19 protein-coding genes and 1 tRNA gene are annotated in these 23,756 nt (G+C 52.6%); 11 read left to right on the forward strand and 9 right to left on the reverse strand.

Annotated features, from left to right (window positions below; genetic code table 11):
• From AC2FNV_RS09735 to AC2FNV_RS09755, 5 genes are all read left to right on the forward strand, one after another.
• The coding region (locus tag AC2FNV_RS09735) for a LysR substrate-binding domain-containing protein (protein ID WP_496773143.1) at nt 1–295 on the forward strand (295 nt) is incomplete at its 5' end.
• A 149-nt stretch (nt 296–444) separates the two neighbouring features.
• The gene (ade, locus tag AC2FNV_RS09740) at nt 445–2,247 is read left to right on the forward strand and encodes an adenine deaminase (protein WP_496773180.1); all 1,803 of its coding nucleotides are present in this window, start codon (nt 445–447) and stop codon (nt 2,245–2,247) included.
• Nucleotides 2,244–3,707, forward strand: a complete 1,464-nt coding sequence (locus AC2FNV_RS09745; RefSeq protein WP_170606606.1) for an AMP nucleosidase — start codon at nt 2,244–2,246, stop codon at nt 3,705–3,707. Before ade ends, AC2FNV_RS09745 begins: the two co-directional genes overlap by 4 nt.
• Before the next feature lie 130 nt (nt 3,708–3,837).
• Nucleotides 3,838–4,125 (forward strand): HU family DNA-binding protein, encoded by a 288-nt coding sequence (locus AC2FNV_RS09750; protein ID WP_010442901.1) that lies wholly within the window; start codon nt 3,838–3,840, stop codon nt 4,123–4,125.
• 327 nt (nt 4,126–4,452) lie between these two features.
• Nucleotides 4,453–5,340 carry a DMT family transporter gene (locus AC2FNV_RS09755; protein WP_170606605.1) on the forward strand — a complete coding sequence of 296 codons (888 nt, stop codon included), beginning with the start codon at nt 4,453–4,455 and terminating at the stop codon, nt 5,338–5,340.
• Here the strand turns inward: AC2FNV_RS09755 and AC2FNV_RS09760 are convergent.
• On the reverse strand, nt 5,316–5,837 hold the full coding sequence (locus AC2FNV_RS09760; RefSeq protein WP_170606603.1) for a glutathione peroxidase: 522 nt from the start codon (nt 5,835–5,837) through the stop codon (nt 5,316–5,318). The genes AC2FNV_RS09755 and AC2FNV_RS09760 overlap by 25 nt on opposite strands.
• 143 nt (nt 5,838–5,980) lie before the next feature.
• On the opposite strand from AC2FNV_RS09760, the gene msrB reads away from it, so the two are divergent.
• Nucleotides 5,981–6,430, forward strand: coding sequence for a peptide-methionine (R)-S-oxide reductase MsrB (msrB, locus tag AC2FNV_RS09765; protein ID WP_170606601.1), 450 nt, complete (start codon nt 5,981–5,983; stop codon nt 6,428–6,430).
• Complete coding sequence (gene msrA, locus AC2FNV_RS09770; RefSeq protein ID WP_170606599.1) at nt 6,427–6,939, forward strand: peptide-methionine (S)-S-oxide reductase MsrA; 513 nt, start codon at nt 6,427–6,429, stop codon at nt 6,937–6,939. The genes msrB and msrA overlap by 4 nt, the downstream gene beginning before the upstream one ends.
• 28 nt (nt 6,940–6,967) lie before the next feature.
• Here the strand turns inward: msrA and AC2FNV_RS09775 are convergent, their stop codons facing one another.
• The 7 genes from AC2FNV_RS09775 to AC2FNV_RS09805 form a co-directional block, all read right to left on the reverse strand.
• Nucleotides 6,968–8,971, reverse strand: coding sequence for a hydantoinase/oxoprolinase family protein (locus tag AC2FNV_RS09775; RefSeq protein WP_170606597.1), 2,004 nt, complete (start codon nt 8,969–8,971; stop codon nt 6,968–6,970).
• Nucleotides 8,972–9,042: 71 nt separating this feature from the next.
• Nucleotides 9,043–10,080, reverse strand: a complete 1,038-nt coding sequence (queG, locus tag AC2FNV_RS09780) for a tRNA epoxyqueuosine(34) reductase QueG (protein ID WP_496773146.1) — start codon at nt 10,078–10,080, stop codon at nt 9,043–9,045.
• Between the two features lie 76 nt (nt 10,081–10,156).
• On the reverse strand, nt 10,157–10,822 hold the full coding sequence (gene fzlA / locus AC2FNV_RS09785) for an FtsZ-binding protein FzlA (RefSeq protein WP_170606593.1): 666 nt from the start codon (nt 10,820–10,822) through the stop codon (nt 10,157–10,159).
• Nucleotides 10,823–10,880: 58 nt separating this feature from the next.
• Nucleotides 10,881–11,621 carry a monofunctional biosynthetic peptidoglycan transglycosylase gene (gene mtgA / locus AC2FNV_RS09790; protein ID WP_170481234.1) on the reverse strand — a complete coding sequence of 247 codons (741 nt, stop codon included), beginning with the start codon at nt 11,619–11,621 and terminating at the stop codon, nt 10,881–10,883.
• Nucleotides 11,622–11,928: 307 nt separating this feature from the next.
• Entirely contained in the window at nt 11,929–16,461 is a 4,533-nt protein-coding gene (gltB, locus tag AC2FNV_RS09795; protein WP_170606591.1) for a glutamate synthase large subunit, read from the reverse strand.
• Complete coding sequence (locus tag AC2FNV_RS09800) at nt 16,458–16,895, reverse strand: GFA family protein (RefSeq protein ID WP_170606589.1); 438 nt, start codon at nt 16,893–16,895, stop codon at nt 16,458–16,460. Before AC2FNV_RS09800 ends, gltB begins: the two co-directional genes overlap by 4 nt.
• A 28-nt stretch (nt 16,896–16,923) precedes the next feature.
• The gene (locus tag AC2FNV_RS09805) at nt 16,924–18,357 is read right to left on the reverse strand and encodes an NAD(P)-dependent oxidoreductase (RefSeq protein ID WP_170481228.1); all 1,434 of its coding nucleotides are present in this window, start codon (nt 18,355–18,357) and stop codon (nt 16,924–16,926) included.
• 229 nt (nt 18,358–18,586) lie between these two features.
• Here AC2FNV_RS09805 and AC2FNV_RS09810 point away from each other — a divergent pair, with 229 nt between their 5' ends.
• Nucleotides 18,587–19,390, forward strand: a complete 804-nt coding sequence (locus AC2FNV_RS09810) for an undecaprenyl-diphosphate phosphatase (protein WP_170606585.1) — start codon at nt 18,587–18,589, stop codon at nt 19,388–19,390.
• Here the strand turns inward: AC2FNV_RS09810 and AC2FNV_RS09815 are convergent, their stop codons facing one another.
• Entirely contained in the window at nt 19,391–20,374 is a 984-nt protein-coding gene (locus AC2FNV_RS09815) for a complex I NDUFA9 subunit family protein (RefSeq protein WP_170606583.1), read from the reverse strand. It abuts the gene before it with no gap.
• Nucleotides 20,375–20,582: 208 nt separating this feature from the next.
• Between AC2FNV_RS09815 and AC2FNV_RS09820 the strand changes: the two genes are divergently transcribed.
• The 3 genes from AC2FNV_RS09820 (at nt 20,583) to AC2FNV_RS09830 (ending at nt 23,519) form a co-directional block, all read left to right on the forward strand.
• Nucleotides 20,583–20,669, forward strand: a tRNA-Leu gene (locus AC2FNV_RS09820).
• A gap of 84 nt (nt 20,670–20,753) precedes the next feature.
• Nucleotides 20,754–22,118 carry a hypothetical protein gene (locus AC2FNV_RS09825; RefSeq protein ID WP_496773150.1) on the forward strand — a complete coding sequence of 455 codons (1,365 nt, stop codon included), beginning with the start codon at nt 20,754–20,756 and terminating at the stop codon, nt 22,116–22,118.
• Nucleotides 22,119–22,172: 54 nt separating this feature from the next.
• The gene (locus AC2FNV_RS09830; RefSeq protein WP_170481220.1) at nt 22,173–23,519 is read left to right on the forward strand and encodes a hypothetical protein; all 1,347 of its coding nucleotides are present in this window, start codon (nt 22,173–22,175) and stop codon (nt 23,517–23,519) included.
• The last annotated feature ends 237 nt before the right edge of the window (nt 23,520–23,756 follow it).

The raw sequence follows: 23,756 nt of genomic DNA on the forward strand, positions 1-23,756 counted from the left end.
TCTAACATGGACAAATCCACCAATAACATATGCTACGACCTATCTGGTTTGCCTTTCGGTTGCTGCTGCGGGTGGCGGCCTTTGCCTGGCTCATGACGCTATTGCCAAGGGCCTAATCGACGAGGGGCGCTTGATCGCACCGTTTGATCATCGTGCGCCCATGGCTGAAGCCTACTACCTATTGTTATCGCCTGCCGCCGAAGAGACACCCGGAGCCGTTGTATTTGCCAATTGGATCCGGAGCCAATTGCCTCCACAGCAGCACAAACCAACGGTTCCTAGCCAGACTCACTGATCATTTTCGGAACTTTTCGGGGCTTCCGTCTGTCGGGCACTAACGATCAACGACGTCCTTGAGTACTGCCTGGGTCAGCACTTAATGATGGTTTTATGATACCCGTTTTGCGGGGTTGCACCTTCTTCCGCATTGGTGAAAGTTGGGCCATGGAAATTGCACCTCTCCCCAGTTGGCCCGACTCCGCCCATCGTCTGATCGCTGTTGCCGCAGGCCGGGATGCTGCCGATATGGCTATTCGCGGCGGCGTCTGGGTAAATGTGCACAGCCGAGAGTTGTTACCCGACCATGACATAGCAATTGCACAAGGGCGTATTGCGTTTGTTGGTCCGGATGCAAGTCATTGCATCGGTCCAAACACCGAGATCGTTGAAGCGAGCGGGCGCTATATGATGCCGGGTTTGTGTGATGGGCACATGCATATTGAATCTGGCATGTTAACCCCTGCCGAATTTGCGCGTGCAGTAATCCCTCATGGCACGACCTCCATGTTCACAGACCCTCATGAAATCGCGAATGTCCTTGGGCTGGATGGCGTGCGTATGATGCATGACGAGGCGATGATGCAACCGGTGAACATATTCACTCAGATGCCATCCTGTGCGCCATCCGCGCCGGGATTGGAGACGACCGGATACGAAATCACACCCGAAGACGTCGTTGAGGCTATGAGCTGGCCCGGCATAATTGGGCTGGGCGAAATGATGAATTTCCCGGGTGTCATCAATGGCGATGCCAAAATGCTGGCCGAAATCGCAGCAACTCAGAATTCTGGAAAAGTTGTCGGCGGTCACTACGCTTCGCCCAATTTAGGGTCTGCTTTTTCGGCTTATGCTGCGGGTGGCCCTGCCGACGATCACGAAGGTACATGTGAGGAAGATGCCATTGCGCGGGTCCGCCAAGGGATGCGAATGATGATGCGACTCGGCTCGGCATGGTATGACGTAGAAAGCCAGATCACCGCGGTGACCGAAAAAGGATTGGATCCCCGCAGCTTTATTCTTTGTACCGATGATTGCCATTCAGGTACGCTGGTCAATGAAGGACACATGAACCGAGTCGTCCGGCATGCGATCGCTTGTGGCTGCGATCCGTTGGTTGCCATACAGATGGCGACAATCAATACAGCCACTCATTTTGGTTTGGAGCGAGAGATTGGGTCTATTACCCCTGGACGTAGGGCCGACGTGATTCTCAGCTCAGATTTATCTCTGCTTCCCATCGAGACTGTTATTGCGCGTGGTCAGATAGTGGCTCAAGACGGCTCGATCACCGTCGATTGCCCTCATTTGAATTGGCCGGCCTCCGCACGAAATACCGTACATCTGGGACATAAGCTGACTTCCTCAGATTTTGAGATTCAAGCTCCTAAAGGAGCCAACCGAGTGAAGGCCAATGTTATCGGAGTCGTGGAAAATCAGGCGCCAACCAAAGCATTGAAGGTGGAACTGCCTATCATCGAGGGTTTGGTGGAGGGCGAGGATGAGGTTTGCCAAATTGCCTTGGTCGAGCGGCACCGCGCGACCGGAGGTGTAACCAACGCCTTTGTCTCAGGCTTTGGGTATCAAGGCAAAATGGCGATGGCCTCGACGGTGGCGCACGACAGCCACCACATGATCGTCGTGGGCACCGACCGTGAACAAATGGCGATGGCCGCTAACCGATTGGCCGAAGTGGGCGGCGGCATCACGATATTTCGAGATAGGCAAGAGCTTGCTTTGGTAGAGCTTCCCGTTGCTGGCCTAATGTCAGACAGCCCCGCCGCCCAAGTCGCAGCCAAAGCCGAAAACATGGTCGCGGCCATGCAAGCCTGCGGTTGCCGCCTCAACAACGCGTACATGCAACATTCTCTGCTGGCGCTTGTCGTGATCCCCGAGCTGCGGATTTCAGACATTGGGTTGGTGGATGTCCGCACATTTAAAAAGATTGATCTTTTGGAACCGTTAGCATGACAAAAATTGTAACGCCCGACATTCCCAAATCTGCACAGTTCACCGATCCGGGTGCGGCGGTTGCCCGTCTCGAAGAATTGTATCAATCAGCAACCCGTTTCTTGTGCGAAAACTTTGCTAAATCAATGGACGGGGATGCTCCAAACCTTCGGTTTAGAGCCTACTACCCAGAGATTCGAATAGAAACGTCATCATACGCACAAGTAGACAGCCGCTTGAGTTTCGGTCACGTCTCGGAACCGGGTGTTCATGCAACAACAGTAACAAGACCGGATCTGTTCAGATCTTACCTGACCCAACAGATTGCTTTGTTGATCAAAAATCATGATCAACCGGTTTCAATCGGTGCGTCAGATACACCAATCCCGGTTCATTTCGCGGTTGCCAATAATCCGGGTCTTCACGTTCCGCATCAGGGCGCAGCTGGTTTCACGTTGCGCGATGTCTTTGATGTTCCTGATCTGACTACCACCAATGATGACATCGTAAACGGAGTTTATGACGGCGAAGACAGTGTGGGTCCGTTATCTCTGTTTACCGCTCAGCGCGTCGACTATTCGCTGGCAAGGCTTGCTCATTATACGGCGACCGACCCCAGCCACTTCCAAAACCATGTCCTGTTTACAAACTATCAGTTTTACGTGTCCGAGTTCGAAAATTATGCTCGTGAGCAACTCGCCGACCCCGACAGTGGCTACACCAGCTTTGTTTCAACCGGAAATGTGGAAATATCTGAACCTAACCAAAAGCTCGAACAGCCGTTAAAGCTGCCTCAAATGCCGACCTACCACCTAAAGCGTGCTGACGGATCCGGTATCACTTTGGTCAACATTGGCGTTGGACCTTCGAATGCCAAAACTGCAACAGACCACATTGCAGTTTTGCGCCCACACTCTTGGTTGATGGTCGGACATTGCGCAGGTCTGCGGAATACGCAGGCATTGGGCGACTTTGTCCTGGCCCACGCTTATTTGCGCGAGGACAAGGTTCTGGACGACGATTTACCGGTTTGGGTTCCTATCCCGCCTCTGGCTGAGGTTCAAGTCGCACTGGAACGCGCAGTGGCAGAAGTAACCGAACTGGAGGGTTACGAACTTAAGCGTATAATGCGTACCGGTACTGTTGCTTCGGTTGACAACCGCAACTGGGAACTTCGCGACCAGTCCGGGCCAGTGCAACGGCTCAGCCAATCGCGCGCGATTGCGTTGGATATGGAGAGCGCGACGATCGCCGCAAATGGCTATCGTTTTCGCGTTCCGTATGGGACATTGCTTTGCGTTTCAGACAAACCACTGCACGGAGAACTGAAATTGCCAGGCATGGCTTCATCCTTTTACACAACTCAGGTAAGCCGTCATTTAGCGATTGGAATTCGCGCTATGGAGCACCTTCGCGGCATGCCCCTAGAGCGTCTGCACAGTCGGAAATTGCGTTCTTTCGACGAAACTGCCTTTCTCTGACGTAAAAAAGCAACGATTTCCCCATATTTTTATGGTTTTTGGCGCTACTATTCGTTGTGTTTGACCACAATATCCCGTTAAAGTTACGCGGTGAGGCCCTATCTATCGGGCACGTTAAGGAGACCAAGAAATGGCAAAGCCTATGACAAAGACTCAGCTGGTTGCTGCTCTCGCTGAGGAAATGGGAACCGACAAGAAGTCCGCGAACGCCGCGCTGGAGGCCATGACCGGCCTGATCACTCGCGAAGTGTCGGCGGGCGGTGCAGTGACCCTGCCTGGCGTCGGTAAAATCTACTGCCGCGAGCGCCCAGAGCGTATGGTGCGCAACCCAGCCACAGGCGAACAGTTCAAAAAAGAAGCCGATAAGGTGGTCAAGATGACTATCGCAAAGGCGTTGAAAGACAGCGTAAACGGCTAATTCGTTTTCTACGAAAGCGTTCAGGGGCTGCCGTCGGGTGGCCCCTTTTCCATGCATGACAGAAGTTGAGAATTAACTGCACGAAACAGCCGACACCGAAACATCCAAATTCCCTGAGATTTGTAACGCGCCTGCCTACCAACCTTTGTTTGGTTGGTGTTTTGCAGGACCGCGTGCCAAGAAATTCGTTCAAATATTACTCCACCATACCGACACACCTCATTAACAATCGAAAACGTCAACAGCCCGGTCACTATGCCTCAGATTGACGCTTGCGACCCTACTGAAAATGGGAAACAGTCCCCTGGAATTTCTCGGGAGTCTCAGATGGATCTGCGTGCCATCGGTATGGGGTTGGTTTTTGCCCTTATCTGGTCCTCAGCCTTTACGTCGGCCCGGATCATAGTGGCGGACGCTTCACCCTTATTCTCGCTGGCGCTCAGATTTCTCATTTCGGGACTGATCGGCATCGCAATAGCGCGTGCCATGGGCCAGAGCTGGAACCTGACACGTGACCAGTGGCGGGCAACGATCCTATTTGGAATTTGCCAGAACGCCCTTTACTTGGGTCTGAATTTCTATGCCATGCAAACAGTCGAAGCTTCGGTCGCGGCGATAGTAGCATCCACAATGCCGTTGCTTGTCGCTCTGGCAAGCTGGCTATTTCTCAAAGAAAAACTGCGCCCGTTAGGCGTTGCTGGTTTGATTGCTGGATTCGCCGGGGTCGCATTGATCATGGGTAATCGGATCAGTTCAGGTGTCGACCTGTTCGGAGTCGCTTTGTGCGGCATAGGAGCATTGGCATTGGCATTTGCCACACTGGCCGTGCGCAGCGCTACCTCCGGTGGCAATTTCATGATGGTTGTTGGGCTTCAAATGATCATAGGGTCAGCTGTGCTTTTCTTAGCGGCGCCGGTTTTTGAAACGATTTACATCCGGCCAAACTTGCAGTGGATGACAGCATTTACCTACACAATCTTGTTCCCGGGCCTGCTTGCCACACTCATTTGGTTTCAGCTTCTCAATCGGATCGGTGCCATTCGCGCGGCAACTTTCCACTTCTTGAACCCGGTCTTTGGCGTCACGATTGCCGCTCTGCTTCTCGGCGAAACACTCGGGTACCTTGACGCCGTGGGTGTCGCCATAACGACGGTGGGTATTTTAGCGGTTCAACTGTCCAGGCAACCAGTTCAGCGCAGCAAAGCCTCGATCTGACGCACAACTTTTCGTGAATTAGGTTTGGTATTCGCTCCCCAGGTCGCAATAACCGATCCCTCTGAATCGATCAGAATTTTGTTAAAGTTCCATGCTGGTGCAAAGCCAGTCTGATCAGCAACCGCTTTGTAAAAAGGGTGAGCATTTTCACCTTTGACGGGTGTTATTTCGGTCATTGGAAGTGTCAGCCCAAAATTGAATTCACAGAAGCGTTTCACTTCTTCAGCCGACGCCAATTCTTGTTTGAACGAGTCCGAAGGAACCGCAAGGACGACAAGGCCTTGTTCCGAGTACGTTTCGTACAGGTTTTGCAACGCCGAATACTGACCTGTGAAACCACACTGGGAAGCTGTGTTTACGACCAGGATTGGTTGCCCTCTCCAATCTTCGATAGACAGCGTTCCGCCGTCTATTGACTCGAAAGTACCAGTTAGCGGAGCTGCCTGAACGATACGGGCAAGCAACAACAACGCGGTCAGTAGAAGCAGTCTGAGCATTTCGTTACCTCCTTTATATGTTAATACGCGCCAAATTGACTGGCAGATCACCGCAAGTCCGTGGAAAATGCCTGCAATATGACTTTGATTTTCGCCGGAATATACCAAATTAGTAGGACAATTGGATCATCACCGGAGGAGCCATGACCCGTTACACCAAGGACCCCGAGGCCATTGCAGCCCTCTCTCCCGAAGAATTTCACGTCACACAACGCAGTGGTACCGAACGACCCGGAACGGGTAAGTTGTTGAATAACAAGGAACCGGGGATTTATGTGGACATCGTTTCCGGAGAACCGCTTTTTGCCTCGACTCACAAATACGAATCCGGATGCGGTTGGCCCAGCTTTACCAAGCCGATTGTTCACGAGCATGTCGAGGAACTTCAAGACCATTCGCTTGGTATGATCCGGACAGAAGTTCGCTCTAAATTTGCGGATAGCCACCTTGGGCATGTTTTTCCTGACGGCCCACGCGAACATGGCGGGCTACGTTACTGCATCAATTCCGCGGCTTTGCGGTTCGTTCATCGCGACGAGATGGAGGCCGAAGGCTACGGTGAATATTTGATCCATGTGGAGGAAATCCAATGACCGAACAACGCGCTGTTCTGGCTGGTGGCTGCTTCTGGGGAATGCAAGACCTGATCCGTAAGCTACCCGGGGTGAAACGCACCCGCGTCGGATATACAGGTGGCGATGTGCCAAATGCCACTTATCGCAACCACGGCACCCATGCGGAAGGGATCGAGATTTGGTTCGACCCCTCTGAAATCACTTATCGTGAACTTCTGGAATTTTTCTTCCAGATTCACGATCCAACTACGGTGAATCGCCAAGGAAATGATATCGGCATGAGCTACCGCTCAGCGATCTACTATTCGGACGACGCACAGAAACAAGTCGCTGATGACACAATAGCAGATGTTGACGCTAGTGGCTTATGGCCGGGTAAAGTAGTTACCGAAGTCGAGCCAGTTGGCGATTTCTGGGAGGCCGAACCTGAGCATCAGGACTATTTGGTCAGAATTCCCAACGGCTATACCTGTCATTTCCCCCGAGCCAACTGGGTTGTGCCCAAACGATCAAGCGCAGCTGAATAATACAAGCGCCCCTTGCAAGATAGGGGCGCTAGCCCAAGGCAACCCGAGGCCGGCCGCTAGCTTCGACGGTAATCAGCGCCTCCACGAAAACTTCCCGCGCTTCGACACTTGCAGTTCGAATATCCTGGGCCACTGTCATGCGAATATCTTCGGCTCCGGCCTCTTTCACAGCGTTCTCAGCATCGCGCCGCAGAACGCTCGTTAGAAGCTCTAATGCTACCTGTACGTCGGAAAAATCCTGCGGACCGTCTTCCAGATGAACCCGGAAACTCCCTTCGGAAGGCGATGTAACTGTTCCCGATCTTCGTAGCGTCACCCTACCAACGACAGCTCCAATTGCGTTGGCTACCCCTGCATGATCCGGTAGGATCATCTGGCAATGCAGCCTCTTTCCGACAGCAGGATAATAACTGAGAGCAGACGCCCCTAACCCGACTACATCGACATTCAACGCAGCATCCAGCGCAAGCAGGCCCCGGTGTTTTGCCAGCCCTAGTCTTGTCAGGACGTGGTGCGCCAATTCTTTCGGCGAAAGCGAAAATTTTTCAAACTCTTCCGAGAAAGCAGTCTCTAATAAGGCAAATGACGTTTGTTCTGTAAGCTGATCCACAATCATCTGAGCCAGCTTTTCTGGTGATGCTGCCAATGGATCTCCTGATCCCACTCTTTTGCGTGCAACAAGTTCGAGTGCTTTGTGGGCTGCTTTCTCGTCCCATTCGGAAAGGCGGCCCAAAACGTGGCTGGCATCAGATGGAGTGATGCCAGACACCTGCACTATCCCCCTGTCCACCAACCGGTTCAAAGCAGCGTACTCCATTCGGGTCCGCAATAGTTGATCGAGCGGCAAAACCTGATCACCGATTCGTGCAAGCAACCTTTCTTCCCGTTCTCCAGCGCCGTCTGTTGGGATACCGGGCACCCTCCGCGCAAACCGGGCGTCGTGCTCACCCACAGTTGTCGCCTGAAGTTGTTGATCCAAAGCAGAATGCACGATCTCAGGTGCTTCAATGGCGATCAACGAAACTGGCAGTACGCGACGTGGGCCAAGAAGTACCCCACCTTGCAGTCCTTCTGTAACGACATGAACCTGACTGTCGCCGCCCAAACCTTGGGTCCGCATGGCAACTGCTTCGACCATGGTGCGAAATCCACCCACTTGCGCACCCGCAGGATCAATGGCCGGTTTCCCATCGCGTATCAGCGCGACATCAGTAGTCGTGCCACCTATATCCGACACCAATGCGTTTTGCGCGCCAGTCAACCATCGTGCCCCAACTATCGACGCAGCCGGTCCGCTAAGAATGGTTTCGATTGGTCGCTCACGCGCCTGTTCGGCGCTCATCAGCGCACCGTCGCCGCGCACCACCATCATCGGAGCGGTTATACCCAAGTCAGTCAATCTATCCTGCGCCCGCCCGATAAGGCGGTCGATCATGCCAATCAATCGGGCATTCAGCACCGCAGTAACCGCCCGCTTTGGCCCATTCAGCTTAGCGGAAAGATGGTGCGAACACGTAACCGGCACCCCCGTCCGATCCGAAATTATTTTCGCGGCCTGAAGTTCATGCACAGGGTTTCGAGTCGCAAACTGCCCGACAATAGCATAGCCTGAAACCCCTAAATCAGAGTCTAAAAAATTCAAAAGGTCGGTTTCGTCCAAAGGTGCGGCTTCGCTGCCTGCATGATTGTGACCGCCGCCCAATACTAATACCGGGTCCCCTTTCAGAGCGTCCTTCAAACCATGTCTGTCAAGATCACTTTCTTTGAAACCGATGTATATCAGCGCAACACGTCCACCCTGTCCTTCAACCAGCGCGTTGGTTGCAAGTGTGGTCGACAAGGACGCCAACGCAATCTGTTCAGGGTGGACCTTCGCTGCATCCAAAACGGCAGAAATCGCTTTGCCCACGCCGATTGCCAAATCCTCTCTGGTCGTTAGTGACTTGGCAGAGGCCACAACTTCGTTCTCATCCCGTACCAGAACGGCATCTGTAAAAGTACCGCCCGTATCAACACCCAAAGCCAAAGCCATCGGGCCCTCCATTTCTTCTTTAACGTCGGGTGTAGCGGTTAAATACGCCGCGTCCAGCCTGTTTGCGGCGTTTATGACAGCTGACTTACAGCCCAGCGCGCGGCATCTGCCACAACAGGATCCTGATCGTCACACAATGCTTGCGCTGTCACTCGCAATTCAGTCAAACCTGAATTGCCAATCGCGTACAATACATTGCGAACAAACCTATTCCGACCGATGCGTTTGATTGGAGAACCCGAGAATTTATTGCGAAATTCAGCGTCATCCAGCTTGGCGAGTTTCGCCAAACTTGGTGCCGCAAGATCATCTCGCGCTGCATAACGCATGTCGCTGGCCAAGACCGCAAACTTATTCCACGGACATGCCGCCAAACAATCGTCGCATCCGTAAATCCGGTTGCCCATCAAGGGACGGAGTTCGGCATCCACCGGCCCTTTATGTTCGATCGTCAGATATGAGATGCAACGTCGAGCATCTAACTGATAAGGGGCTGGAAACGCATTCGTGGGACAGGCGTTTAAACAAGCGCGGCACGATCCGCAGTGGTCAATCTCGGCAACGTCCACTGGTATGTCCAATGTAGTAAAAACAGAGCCCAAAAAGGCCCAATTTCCCCATTCTCGACTGACCAAGTTCGTGTGCTTCCCTTGCCATCCCAACCCCGAAGCATGGCCCAACGCCTTTTCTGGCACCGGAGCGGTGTCTACAAACACCTTCACTTCGCCCCCTGCTTCTGAAATCAGCCACCGCGCCAATCGCTTCAGTCGTTTTTTCACCACATCATGGTAGTCTTTGTTCTGGGCGTATACTGATATCGCGCCGAGATCCGGATGGTTTAGCACCTCGGTCGGATCATGCTCGGGTGCATAACTTTCAGCCAACATAACTACGGACCTGGCCTCGGGCCATAGCTTGGCAGGATCGCCACGCCAGTGAACACGCTCCGCCATCCATGTCATCTGCCCATGATACCCTTTTTCCAGATACGTCTGCAGCTGTGCTGGAACATGAGGGACATCCCATGGCCGACATAAGCGGCACGAGACAAACCCCTCCGACAGGGCTTGGGCCACCAGCCGTTCTTTCAACTCCAATCCGCTCTTCATTGGTCGCAAAAACCCATTGGGGGTGAACTAAATCCGCGGGCTAACGATGGCGGACCGACCCTTTTAAACAATCCTATCAGAAATCCAGATCAGCGTAATGGGCCGGAGGACGGAACCCTGGCACTTGATCGGCCAGAATTGATCGGAACGCCGGTCGGGATTTGATTTTCGCGTACCAATCCTTAACTGCCCGGCTTCGGTTCCAATCAACGTCTGAAATATAGTCCAAAGCGGACAAATGCGAGGCTGCAGTAAAATCCGCCAAAGTCATCTGATCTCCGGCCAGCCACCGGCGATGATCCAATAGCCATGACATGTAGTCCAAATGGTATTTGATTGCGCGGGCTCCTTCTTTGACATTCTTGCTGTCCGGGTAACCTTGGCCAGTCACCTTTTTGTTTACCCGCTCATACAACAGCTTCGAAGTGACTTCGTTGTGAAACTTGTCATCGAACCAACCAATCAGTCGCCGTACTTCGTATCTGGCTTCTGGCGTTTTGGGCATCAGTGGGGGATCTGGACGCGTTTCTTCAATATACTCACAGATCGCACTACTCTCTGCCATGACATTCCCATCAAGTCGCAACACAGGCACTTTACCCGCCGGGTTCCGGCGCAAGAAATCAGAACCCTGCTCCCAGTACCTTTCTTCGACCAATTCGACTTCGATCTTCTTTTCTGCCAATGAAAGCCGGACTTTTCGGCAAAATGGGGACAAGGGGACATGAAACAAACGCGCCATGGACTTCCAATCAAACCAGATAACCTGCTTCAGCTTTAGCCTTTGATGGACAGAAGTTTCAATCCTCGAAGCAATCCGCGCGACCATCTGCGCGGATGGTGGCCGCACCATCCAAAATTGATGCTGCGCGTCGGCGTGTCCGCGTCGAGGGGTCTGTAACCGACCTGTTACGTGGCGAGGGCAGGATTGCTGCCAACCTCGCCGCCTGAACTGGTGTCAACTTGGCGGCGCTTACGCCATAGTATCTCTGAGCGGCTGCTTCGACCCCGAAAACGCCTTGTCCAGTTTCGGCAACATTCAAATACACCTCAAGAATACGTTGCTTGGTCCAGATTATTTCAACCACCGGAGTCATCGTAGTCTCCAAAGCCTTTCGAACCCAACTACGTCCCTGCCAAAGAAAGACATTCTTCACCACTTGTTGAGAGATGGTAGAAGCCCCCCTTGACCCTCCATCTTCCAAAGCATCGCGTATCGCCTCGACGTCAAACCCCCAGTGTAGGCAGAAATTTGCATCCTCGGCCGCAACAGCTGAACGCGCCATTACAGGCGCGATTTCGTCGAAAGAAACCCAATCCCGTTCGACTTGACCCAACCGACGCCATTCCGACCAAATCGTATGCGTAATGGGTGGATTAACAACAGAGTAGAGTAGCACAAGCACTAAAAATAGTACTGCAAATCCCAGCGCGATGCGCACAACCCAGCGCCTGATCAACCCCAGAAACGAGGCTCGTTTTTTTGACTGAGATACCTGTTTCTTTCGACCGCGAGATTTGCGGACTGCTTTCTTTGCCATGCCCCTGCTATACGCCGCCGCGGGGACGTGAGGAAAGGCCTAATTCACCGTATTGCAAGCCTCGCGCAGCGAAATGTCTATAGCATTTGCCCACCAACGTCTGTAGTTCCCGGAAAAGTTCTAAATTTCAGTCTGCGTCTTGCCGCCTATAAGTCGGTGGGCCGCGATGAGGACCCAATTTCGCCCATAACTTAAGTCAGGCCTAGTACATTAAGCACTGCAAGATGGTTGTACATGTCTGGGAAATCGAACCTCCGCGTCGCGTGAACAACATGTGGAGGCTCGAATATTTCGTAGGCAATGCCGATTATTCTGCGGGCACCGCTGTGACTTCAGCCGATAATGGATAGCTCAGCTTATTCAACATTTCCTTAGGGCAAACCTGCAGAAAATTACCTTTTTCAACTTCCCAATGCTGCAGAATATCGCTTGCCTTTCGGCTCTTGGTTTCGTCAGCATGTCGTTCGATGAGGGACTTCAGTTGTGTTTCCCAATGATCAACCGTTACAGGACAAACCACAAGCGTTTCCGTGTTCATCAATAACTGCGCCTTGACTTCAGGGTCATACAGATAGGCCATACCACCTGTCATACCCGCGCCAAAATTTGCTCCGATGTCACCTAGAATCACGGCAACTCCGCCGGTCATGTACTCACATCCGTTCGAACCGCAGCCTTCGATCACCACATTTGCACCGGAATTTCGGACAGCAAATCGTTCACCAGCACGTCCTGCCGCAAATAGGTAACCATCTGTGGCACCATACAAAACAGTGTTGCCGATAATGGTATTTTCATCTGCCTTGAGCGGACTGACCTGCGGAGGACGCACAACAATAGTACCACCTGAAAGGCCCTTACCGACATAATCGTTAGCGTCGCCCGACACTTCCAGCTTAAGTCCCGGTGCTGCGAATGCCCCAAGTGACTGGCCCGCGGAACCTTGCAGTTTCACGTGCAGGTGGTCCGATTGGAACGTGTTCCGCATCCCGAAATTTTGCACTATGTGGCTGGATACACGTGTACCTACGGTCCGGTGTGTATTTTGGACAGCATAGGAAAGCTGCATTTTTTCGCCATCCTTAAGAAACCTTGCGGCGTCTCGTACGATTTCGGCGTCAAGCGTATCCGGCACGGCATTCCTGTTCTTGTCACGATTGTAGACGATGTCGTGCGCTCCATCGACCGTGATTAGCAGTGGATTGAGGTCCAGATCATCGAGATGCGCCGATCCCCGGCTGACCTGCGCCAGTAAATCTGCTCGGCCAATAATCTCATCAACAGAACGCGCACCAAGGCTGGCAAGCAATTCGCGAACTTCCTGAGCATAGAAAGTGATCAGGTTCACCACCTTGTCCGCATTACCGGTAAACTTGGCGCGCAAGCTTTCGTCCTGCGTACAGACACCAACCGGGCAGGTATTCGACTGGCACTGCCGCACCATGATGCATCCCATAGCGATAAGAGCGGCGGTTCCAATGCCGTACTCCTCAGCTCCCATCATCGCAGCCATGACAATATCGCGACCCGTTCGCAACCCACCGTCAGTGCGCAATGTTACGCGATCCCGCAGGTTGTTCATCGCCAGAACCTGATGAGCCTCGGTCAGGCCCATCTCCCACGGTAGACCTGCATACTTAATCGAGGTCGCAGGAGATGCGCCAGTGCCGCCATTGTGACCCGATATCAGAATTACGTCCGCCTTCGCCTTGGCCACGCCGGCGGCAATCGTGCCTACACCAGAAGACGCCACCAGTTTCACGGTTACTTTGCAGCGAGGGTTAATTTGTTTCAGGTCATAGATCAGCTGGGCCAGATCTTCGATCGAATAAATATCATGATGCGGCGGGGGCGAGATCAAAGTCACGCCCTTGGTCGAATGCCGCAGACGCGCGATCAGATCCGTGACCTTCATACCAGGCAGCTGACCACCCTCGCCGGGCTTCGCACCCTGAGCAACCTTGATCTCTAGCTCTTCGCACTGGTTAAGGTATTCGGCCGTCACGCCGAACCGGCCTGACGCGACCTGTTTAATTTTGGCCGAAGGGTTGTCGCCATTCGGTTCCGGAATGAAATGCGCCGGGTCTTCTCCTCCCTCACCCGAGTCGGACTTTGCGCCGATCCGGTTCATTGCCACGTTCAGCGTCTTGTGTGCCTCTGGGCTTAGCGCGCCCAGCGACATGCCAGGGGTCACAAACCGTTTGCGGATCGAGGTAATCGATTCGACCTCTTCAATCGGCACTGGTTTACCCAAAGGTTTGAAGTCCATCAGATCACGTAGGTGGATCGGTGGGTTGGACTGCATTTTCGCTGAGTATTGCTTCCAAAGCTCATACGACGCTTTGTTGCAGGCCATTTGCATCATATGCATCGAAGTCGCTTCCCAAGCGTGCGTCTCACCCGACTGACGGGCCTTGTAGAACCCACCAATGGGCAATACGTCCAGGCCGTCTTCCCATCCTTTGGCGTGAATTTCCTCTGCCTTTGCCTGAATTCCGGTAACACCTATGCCCGAGATGCGACTGGTCATGCCCGGGAAATATTCTGCGACCATTGCCCGACTTAGCCCGACAGCCTCGAAGTTCAGACCGCCACGATAAGATGAGATCACTGATATCCCCATCTTTGCCATGATCTTCAGCAGACCTTGGTCAATCGCCTCGCGATACCGAGCAACGTTTTCGGTCAAGGTGCCATCCAACAGACCACGCTCAATTCGGTCGGCGAGCGAGTCTTCAGCCAGATAGGCGTTTACTACGGTCGCGCCGCAGCCAATCAAAACCGCGAAGTAATGTGGATCGACACATTCCGCAGAACGGACGTTCAACGAACAAAACGTCCGCAAACCTTGTCGAGTAAGATGCGAGTGCACCGCGCTTGTCGCCAGGATCATAGGCATCGCAACACGACCTTCGCCCGACTGCATGTCAGACAACACCAGATGCCCGGCACCCGAGCGTACGGCCTCTTCCGCTTCGGCTCTAACTCGGGCCAAAGCGGCGCTTAGTGCACCTGAGCCCGGTTCAAAGCTGCAATCAATCTCGGCCTGAGGAGCGTTAAAATTCTCGACTAACTTGTCCCATTGCGCATTCCCGACAAAAGGGCTTTCCAATACGATGATCTCGGTTTGGCTGCTGTCTTCGTCCAGCACATTCTTAAGGTTGCCGAACCGGGTTTTCAGCGACATGACCCGGTATTCACGCAAACTGTCAATCGGTGGGTTAGTCACTTGGCTAAAGTTTTGGCGGAAGAAATGGCTTAGCGGGCGATACTGTTTTGAAAGGACGGCAGACGGAGTGTCATCGCCCATCGACGCTAACGCTTCTTTACCGTCCTCGGCCATGGGCGCGAGTATCTGTTCCAGTTCTTCGACGGAATATCCGGCTGCAATCTGTCGCTTCCGCAGTTCTGCGCCAGAAAACTTAGGTGTTTCTGTTACACCCGCCAAAGTGTCGTCCAGATCATTGATCTTTCCGACCCACTCACCAAACGGCAGAGCTGCAGCCAGCTTGTCCTTGATCTGTTTATCTCGGAACAGCTTTCCCTTTTTCATGTCGACAGCCAACATTTGGCCGGGGCCCAGTGCGCCTTTTTCAGCCACGCTGGCTTCATCAATGGGAACCATGCCAGCTTCGGAACCGGCTATCACAAGGCCGTCCCCTGTCACGACATAACGCATCGGACGCAGGCCATTTCGGTCAAGCCCTGCACAAACCCAGCGGCCGTCGGTCATGGCCAATGCGGCGGGACCATCCCAAGGCTCCATCACTGAGTTGCAGTAGGAGTACATATCGCGCCACGCTTGAGGAAGTTCGACCGCTTGCTTGGACCAGCTTTCCGGTACCAGCATTGTCTTTGCCATTGGGGCAGATCGACCGGCCCGCACCAAAACTTCGAATACAGAGTCTAATGCGGCTGAATCTGACGATCCGCCAGCGATGATTGGCTTAATGTCTTCTGCGTAGTCGCCAAATGTGCCACTTGCCATGCGGATCTCGTGGCTTTTCATCCAGTTGATGTTGCCTTTCAGCGTATTGATTTCGCCGTTATGAGCCAACATACGGAACGGCTGCGCCAACCACCATTGCGGGAATGTGTTGGTCGAGTAGCGCTGGTGATAGATTGCAAATGCGCTTTCGAACCGCTCATCCATAAGGTCGGGGTAAAAAACAGCAACCTGTTCGGCAAGCATCATGCCCTTGTAAATTATTGACCTGCAGCTGAGCGAGGCCAGATACAGATCGGAGATCCCTGACGCCATTGCCGCCTTTTCAATTCGGCGGCGGATCACGTACAGCTCGCGTTCAAAAGTGTCTTCGTCTACGCCCTTGGAATTCGAAATCAGAATCTGTTCAATTTCGGGTCTTGTTGCGTTAGCCTTTTCTCCCAAACAGGTCACATCGACTGGGACGTGGCGCCAGCCGTAAATGTAATACCCCATTCTAAGGACTTCGGTTTCCACAATAGTGCGGCATTGTTCCTGAGCGCCAAAGTCTGTCCGCGGAAGAAATACCTGACCTACAGCAATTAACTCGTCCAACTTGGGTTCATGCCCTGTTCGACGAATTTGGTCGTAAAAGAATGGAGCCGGAATCTGAACATGGATGCCTGCACCGTCACCAGTTTTACCATCCGCATCAACGGCCCCACGGTGCCAAATAGCCTTTAGCGCGTCGATGCCCGCGTCAACAACCTTTCGGCTTTTCTTTCCGTCGATCGAGACAACAAGTCCGACTCCGCACGAGGAATGCTCTTCCTCTTTAGAATAGAGACTGTTTTCGGCCATCCAAGCTCGTTTATTTGTTTCGGCTTGCACCCAATTCGCGTCGTATTTGGTCATTGGCTGTCTCCTTCTTCCGGCGGGGCGTACATTGCCTCCACCTCAGCAGTCGTCATTTGTCGGCGTTCGCCTTCGAACGCGTAACCCTCAGGTTTTTTGTCGATATAAAGTTCAAGTTTCAGTGGGCTGCCGATAGCATTTTCGAACAAACCGGCGGCCATTTGCGTGTGTCCATGCATCTCACCGGAAAGAGTAATCCGGTACCACAGTGCCGATCCGCATTCCGAACAAAATGCGCGTTCGGCCCAATCTGATGATTTGTGTACCTTGACCGGACCCAACGCGGCGTATCCCTGCTCAGCCGGAAAAGTTACTAGCATAGAGCTTGTCCAACGGCGGCACTGGTCGCAATGGCACGCGCCCAGCGCATCCTTTGCCGGGGTCGCGGTAAGTGTAACTGCACCGCACATACATTGGCCTTGCAATTCGGGCATTACGAAAGCTCCTGTCGCTGGCTTAAAGTTACTCGGCTGCTATCGATGCCTTTACGTTTAAGCGGTCGATGATCGCTTCTGCGCAATCGCGCCCGTCACGTATAGCCCAAACGACCAGAGACGCACCACGGACGATGTCACCGATGGCATAGACGCCCTCCATCTCGGTCTCGCCGGTTTGGAACGCGGCCTTAATCGTTCCCCAACGCGTGACTGGGAGGTCTGGCTGACCAAACAGTGCAGGAAGATCTTCGGGCTCGAAACCCAATGCTTTAATCACCAGATCAGCGTCTTCAACGTAGTCCGCGCCTTCAATTACCTCAGGAGCTTGGCGGCCGGACGCATCCGGCTGACCCAAACGCATTTTCTGCACCATCACTCCCGAAACTTTTTCGTCTCCGGTAAAGCCTTTGGGCGCGCTGAGCCATTCAAAGACCACGCCCTCCTCCTCAGCGTTCTGCGTTTCACGCTGCGAGCCTGGCATATTGGCACGGTCCCGGCGATAAAGGCATTTCACAGATGTCGCACCCTGACGGATTGAAGTGCGCACACAGTCCATTGCCGTGTCGCCCCCTCCGATCACAACGACCTTTTTGCCTTCGGCGTTCAGGCGACCATTGTCGAATTCCTCAACAGTGTCGCCAAAGCTCTTTCTGTTTGAAGCAGTCAGGAAATCTATTGCCCTTTCAATTCCGGGCAATCCGCTTCCAGGCATATTCAAGTCCCGTGACTTATAGACACCCGTCGCTATTACAATCGCGTCATGCTTGGCTCGAATATCCGCGAATTTCGCAGCATCAACATCGCAGTTGAGTTCGAATTCAACTCCCCCGTCTGCCAACAGATCGTTACGACGTTGTACGATGTCTTTTTCAAGCTTGAAGCCTGGGATGCCATACATCAACAGACCTCCTGCCCGGTCGTAGCGATCATAGACTGTGACCTGAATACCCGCCCGGCGCAACATGTCAGCAGCGGCCAAACCTCCGGGTCCACCCCCAATTATTCCGACGCTTTCGCTGCGTTCCGCGTTGGGCGCGACCGGCTGAACCCACCCTTTGTCCCAAGCGGTGTCAGTGATATATTTTTCTATCGTGCCGATTGTAACTGTTCCGTGGCCCGACTGTTCAATCACGCAGTTACCCTCGCACAAGCGATCTTGTGGACAAATTCGGCCGCAAATCTCGGGGAAAGTATTAGTCGCTTGGCTGGTTTGATACGCCTCTTCCAAGCGGCCCATCGCGGTCAATCTTAGCCAATCGGGAATATTATTATGCAGCGGGCAATGTGACTGGCAGTATGGCACTCCGCACTGGCTACAACGGCTCGCCTGCTCGGCGGCTTTCTCAGCCGCGAATTCAGAATAGATTTCGTCAAAGTCTTCTTTGCGGTCATCGGCGGCTCGCTTTTCAGGCATCGCACGATCGATCTGCACAAATTTCAGCATCGGTTGCTTGGCCACGGGTCAGACTCCATGAAATGGTTTGGTCCGGCCTCTTTAAGGGAAGGTGAGGCAGTTGAAAAGTCAGTATTAGTTACCTATTTGAAAAAAACAATCGCTCCACCATGGATTCAGTAAAAAAAATATCGCAAATTTAGTTCCGAATCGGACCTATTTGTATGCTTTCCTTTCGGGCAACACGCTTATACCCATTGAAAACAAAGAGCACGTGAAGGCGGTACGACAGGTAATGAGTCTTTTTCAATTGATTCTTGTTGCGATCATTCAGGGAATAACTGAGTTTTTGCCCATTTCTTCTTCTGGTCACTTGATCTTGCTACCAGGCTTGACCGGGCTCAACGATCAGGGGCTTGCGATTGATGTCGCGGTCCATGTTGGCACACTGGGTGCCGTAGTATTGTATTTTTGGACCGACGTGAAACAGGCCCTTATTGGCCTGCCTGCCGCCCTTGCAGGTCGAATCGAAACCCCGCAGGCCAAACTTGCAATGTGCTTGATCCTTGCAACGATACCGACCGTCCTTGTGGGGGCAATCCTATTCTTTAACGACCTAGGTCACTCTCTTCGTTCGGTTGCCGTGATCGGCTGGGCGATGCTGGGATTCGGATTGCTGCTGTACTGGATGGATCAGAAAGGACCGCAAACAAAACAGGCATCGGGCTGGAGCTTCAGGGACGCGGTTATCATGGGGTTGTGGCAAGTTATTGCTTTGATTCCAGGCACTTCCCGATCCGGAATAACAATCACTGGCGCACGGCAATTGGGCTATCGCCGCGAAGATGCCGCCCGCTTAGCCATGCTAATGTCAATCCCTACGATTTTGGCATCAGGCGCGCTGCTGTCGGTAGACGTTGTGCGTAATGCAGATGCTCAGCTAGCACGCGATGGGGCGATCGCCGCAGCGTTTGCGTTCATTGCCGCGCTGCTTGCGCTAAGCCTGATGATGCGACTTCTGCGCAGTGTCAGCTTTACGCCCTACGTGATCTATCGGGTAGTTCTTGGGATCATCCTTTTGGGCATCGCATATTGGTGACTAAGTCCGCATATTTTTTGCCGAATTCTGGATGTCGTCATACTGACCCGAGGGGCGATACTTCCAAAGATACTCAGGCAGAATAGAGTCTAACGCTGCCGGCTCGATACCCAAATCGTCAAAACCCTTTGCGTTATCCGAAACGATGTTATCACGACGCAGGTTCCTAACCTGATCGCGCGTAAGAATGTTGTTGGGAAATAATTGAAAGCTTACGAACTTAACAATGTCCAGCACTCCGGCCATTATCCGTGCTGCCCAGAACGGCATTCCCACGACGACTCTCCGACGGTGAATAACATCCAACATCTGCTGCATCAGCGCGCGAAAAGTTTTAACTTCAGGTCCGCCTAATTCATAAACACCTGCGTCGGCCTCGCCCAAAACACCTTTTACAGCAGCCCAGGCCACGTCATCGACATAAACCGGTTGAAACCGTGTTTCGGCCCCGACCAGCGGAAGAAACGGCCCCATTCTGGCCATGGCTGCAAATCGGTTAAAGAACTGATCTTCGTTCCCAAAAATAACCGACGGGCGCAGTATCAATGCATTTGGAAAGTGCTCCCGAACCCCGGCTTCGCCTTGCGCCTTAGTGCGCGAATACACGCTGTCCGCGCCAGCATCAGCTCCGATGGCGGATAAATGAACCATGCGAAGTACCGCGTTCTCTGCAGCCAGCCGGGCAATTCGCTCGGCGCCTTGGGCCTGCACAGAATCGAATTCATTTTTGCCTAGCTCGTTCAAAACTCCAACACAATTCACCACGGCTTCAGCGCCCTGCATCGCGGCGGCAACCGAAGCATCATCGCGAATATTGCATAGAATTGGCTCAACCTGACCGACTACCCCGTAGGTTTTGACGAACATCGCCTCATTCGGTCGCCTGACGGCGACCCTTACGCGCCAGCCTTCAACGGCCATGCGACGGGCTATGTATCGGCCGACAAAGCCTGATCCACCGTAAATAGTGACCATTTTAGACATGTTGGCGCTCCTGCTGTCTTAGTCTTGATTGATCTACAATCCGCACGCTCAGCAAACAAGTCGCAATAACGCTACCCTAGTTCAATTTGATCGCCGAAATACATTGGAAAACTGTGTGTGCCCGTTGCTGTCAAAAAACTTTCAAGATTCTTCGCGAATCCAGTTGACGGTTTAGGCCTGTCGGCTTAAACGCGCCTGCACGACACCTGCCCAGGTGGCGGAATTGGTAGACGCGCTAGCTTCAGGTGCTAGTGTCTGTATGGACGTGGAGGTTCGAGTCCTCTCCTGGGCACCAATCTAACAGGCCTAACTTATTGAAATAAATTGGCTTTTCCGGATTGATGGCCTTGTGAGGTCCACAATCAGGTCCACAAAGCCAATGACAAGAACACTCGTGGTAAAACACCTCAGAATCGAAAAGAACGGTACGTACAAGTATCGCCGAAGGGTCCCAGACAGGCTTCAAGCAGCCCTCGGAAAGACCGAAGTTGTTAAGGTTTTGGGTCAATCTGAAGCCGAGGCAATGCGGAACTATCCTTCGGTTCATGATCATGTCGAACTTCTATTTAAATCAACGAGTTCAACCTCTTCGGCTGCCGAAACTTGGGCGGTCAAATCAGCTATCGAGGCCCAATTTCTTGAAGCTGGTATCGACCCGTATTCTAAGGGGCGTTCGGACAACGAAGAGCTTTCTCGCTCAGAACGAGCGGAGGCCATTCTCTCCGAGTACCCAACAAACCCAGAGACTGGAAATCCAGAGCCAGAAGACCTGTCTGTTCAAGACTCTGCGATGGTTACCGCCCTACTGTATGGGGTTCAAAACATCGATGCAGAGCTTACCATAAAGCAAGCATTCGCCTTCTATCTGGACGAGAAGCAAGAACCGGACGCGTTCAAGCGGAAGAAACAAGTTCAGAGAATCGTTCGTGCCGAACGCAATCTTCTCAGCGTAACTAAGCAAGACATTGCTCTGAAACACGTCACTCGTGCACATGCCAGAGCGCTCAGAGACAACCTTCTTAAGAAAATGTCTTCATCTTCTGCGAAACGGAACATCAACGACGTTAAGGCGGTTTTCTCGTTGGCTATTGAGGAGCATGATCTCAATATCAACAACCCCTTCAACAAGCTAAAGTATCCCAAACCGGATGATGCATCAGTAGATTTGAGGCATCCCTTACCAGCTACCGTGATCCAAGACATGTATCGAGAGTTGGAAAACAACCGGACACTGCAGGATATCTGGACCCTGATTCATCATTCAGGGGCACAAAACGCCGAGATATTGGGTCTAACTATGGATGATTTGTTCTTAGATGAGCCAATACCGTACTTCGAAATCAAGCCACATGGTTTGAGGTCCGTAAAAGAGCGATCTCGTATCAGGAAAGTCCCTCTGGTCGGTAGGGCGCTTCATGTAGCGCGTCGTTTGAAAGCAAACACACCTACCTCACGCGCTCTTTTTCCTAGCTATGCAGATAGCAGCAGCCACGATAATTTCAGCCAAGCCACTCGAAGGCGACTGAGGAAGTTCACAGACAATCCGAAGCACGTTGTCTACAGCCTACGCCACAACATGAAGGATGCACTGAGAGCAGCCAAGGTTGGTGAGAGGGTCGAACTAGCTCTCCTCGGGCACTCCAGTGAGAAGTCTTCTTCTTCCCAGTATGGCAGTGGTGTTGGCCTTGACGAACTGAGAGATGCGCTTCTCAGGATTAACTTCGATGTTCCCGATGTGACCTGACACTGTTCGCCTCATCCACACGAACTTCAACTACAATATGGAGCCACCGAGCGAATGGCTAACTACGACCGCGACATACTAAACAACGCTAAAATGGCTACATTCGATCGCTCCCCTCGTTCGGACGCTGCGAAGGCATGGATAGACGCTATTCAGACTCTAACATTGGCTCATGAGGCAACTAGTCATCCTAGAAAGCGTGCTCGAAGGCGAACTGACCATCTCTCTTTCAGTCAGGCCGTTGGCGCTTTGGCCGCTGACCTCCTTCGACACAGCGCAAATGAGGAGTCCCATGGCTTCATGTATCGATCAGCTGATCGAGAGGAACTGGCTTCAACACTTGTCAGCAGTGATAACTTCGAGAAGTTGACCACGTTTTGGACCGAACTCAGTTTGATGGAAAGGACTGGCTACATCGATGCTCGTGATGATTTCGAAGGAGCAAGAGTTCCATTCTATCGCAGGGCGCGTCGCTTCAGAGCGACTTCCTCCTTTCTAGATTTGGCATCCAATCATGGCGTCGAGCCAAAAGCGGTTAAAGACCACTTCGAAGTCAGTCATCGCCATGCAAATGTCGTACAGGTTCGGGCCTCCAAAGGGGCCGATCAATTCAATGCGGAACGCGGCAAGCTGATTAAGCAGAAGGGCGAAGGATACAGAGTACAATGTGATCGGGTAAGACGCCTCAACCAACTCATGTCCGGACACGAGTACAATCTATCTGATACCCCTATGGTCCGACGCGTATTCAATTGTGGTGACCGCCGAGGCTTCGACTTCAATCTTGGCGGCAGGTTCTACGGTGCCTCAGATGACAACTGGATGGAGATGCCCAAAGAGGAGCGAGCACGTATCAGAATTGATGGAGAAGAAACGACAGAGATTGATGTACGCGCCAGCCATCTTTCCATCCTGTACTCGATATCGGGAGAATCTCCTGACCGGACGACTGATCCCTATTCCATTGAGGGCATCCATAGAGACATCATCAAAAAGGTAATCGTGACAGCTATCGGCAGCGGCAAACTACCATCCCAATGGCCCAAGGGATTCAAGGAAAACTTCAAGTCCGAGTATGGCTGGGCACCAGAAAAACGGCATAAGCTGAAGGACATCACCGAGGCGATCTCAAAGAAGCACCCTGTCTTGTTGAAGTTGAGGAAGGGCGAGCTGGACTGGGCCAACCTTCAGTTCGAAGAGGCTGAATGCTTCTTTGCTACGATGATGAGGCTACACAATGAGAGTGAAGTACCCTCGCTTCCTGTCCACGACAGCTTGATCGTCCGAGTGCGCGACGCTGCGTACGCCGCCAATTGTCTCAGAGATGCCTACGAGGAGCGCCTTGGGTTTAGACCTCACGTTGATATCCCGGGCGTGGAGTTTGCATATTTGGTAGCTTAAGAATGCCTGGGTCTTACTTTAGGTGTACCCAGTAGCAGTAGTGATTATTCTACTTCTAAAAAGTTGGCCCAATAGTCTCCAAAACACATTAAGAGATCGATACGCATTACCATGAGGCGTAAGGGATGATCACTTAAGTTCACCGTTGATTTGGGTAGATCAATCTACAACTCCACCCACTGATGGTCGCATTCAAGTGGGGAGAAACGCTGTTCTTACTGGCGCGTTTCAAATTGG

The organism is Ruegeria sp. BHSA163, assembly GCF_059613365.1.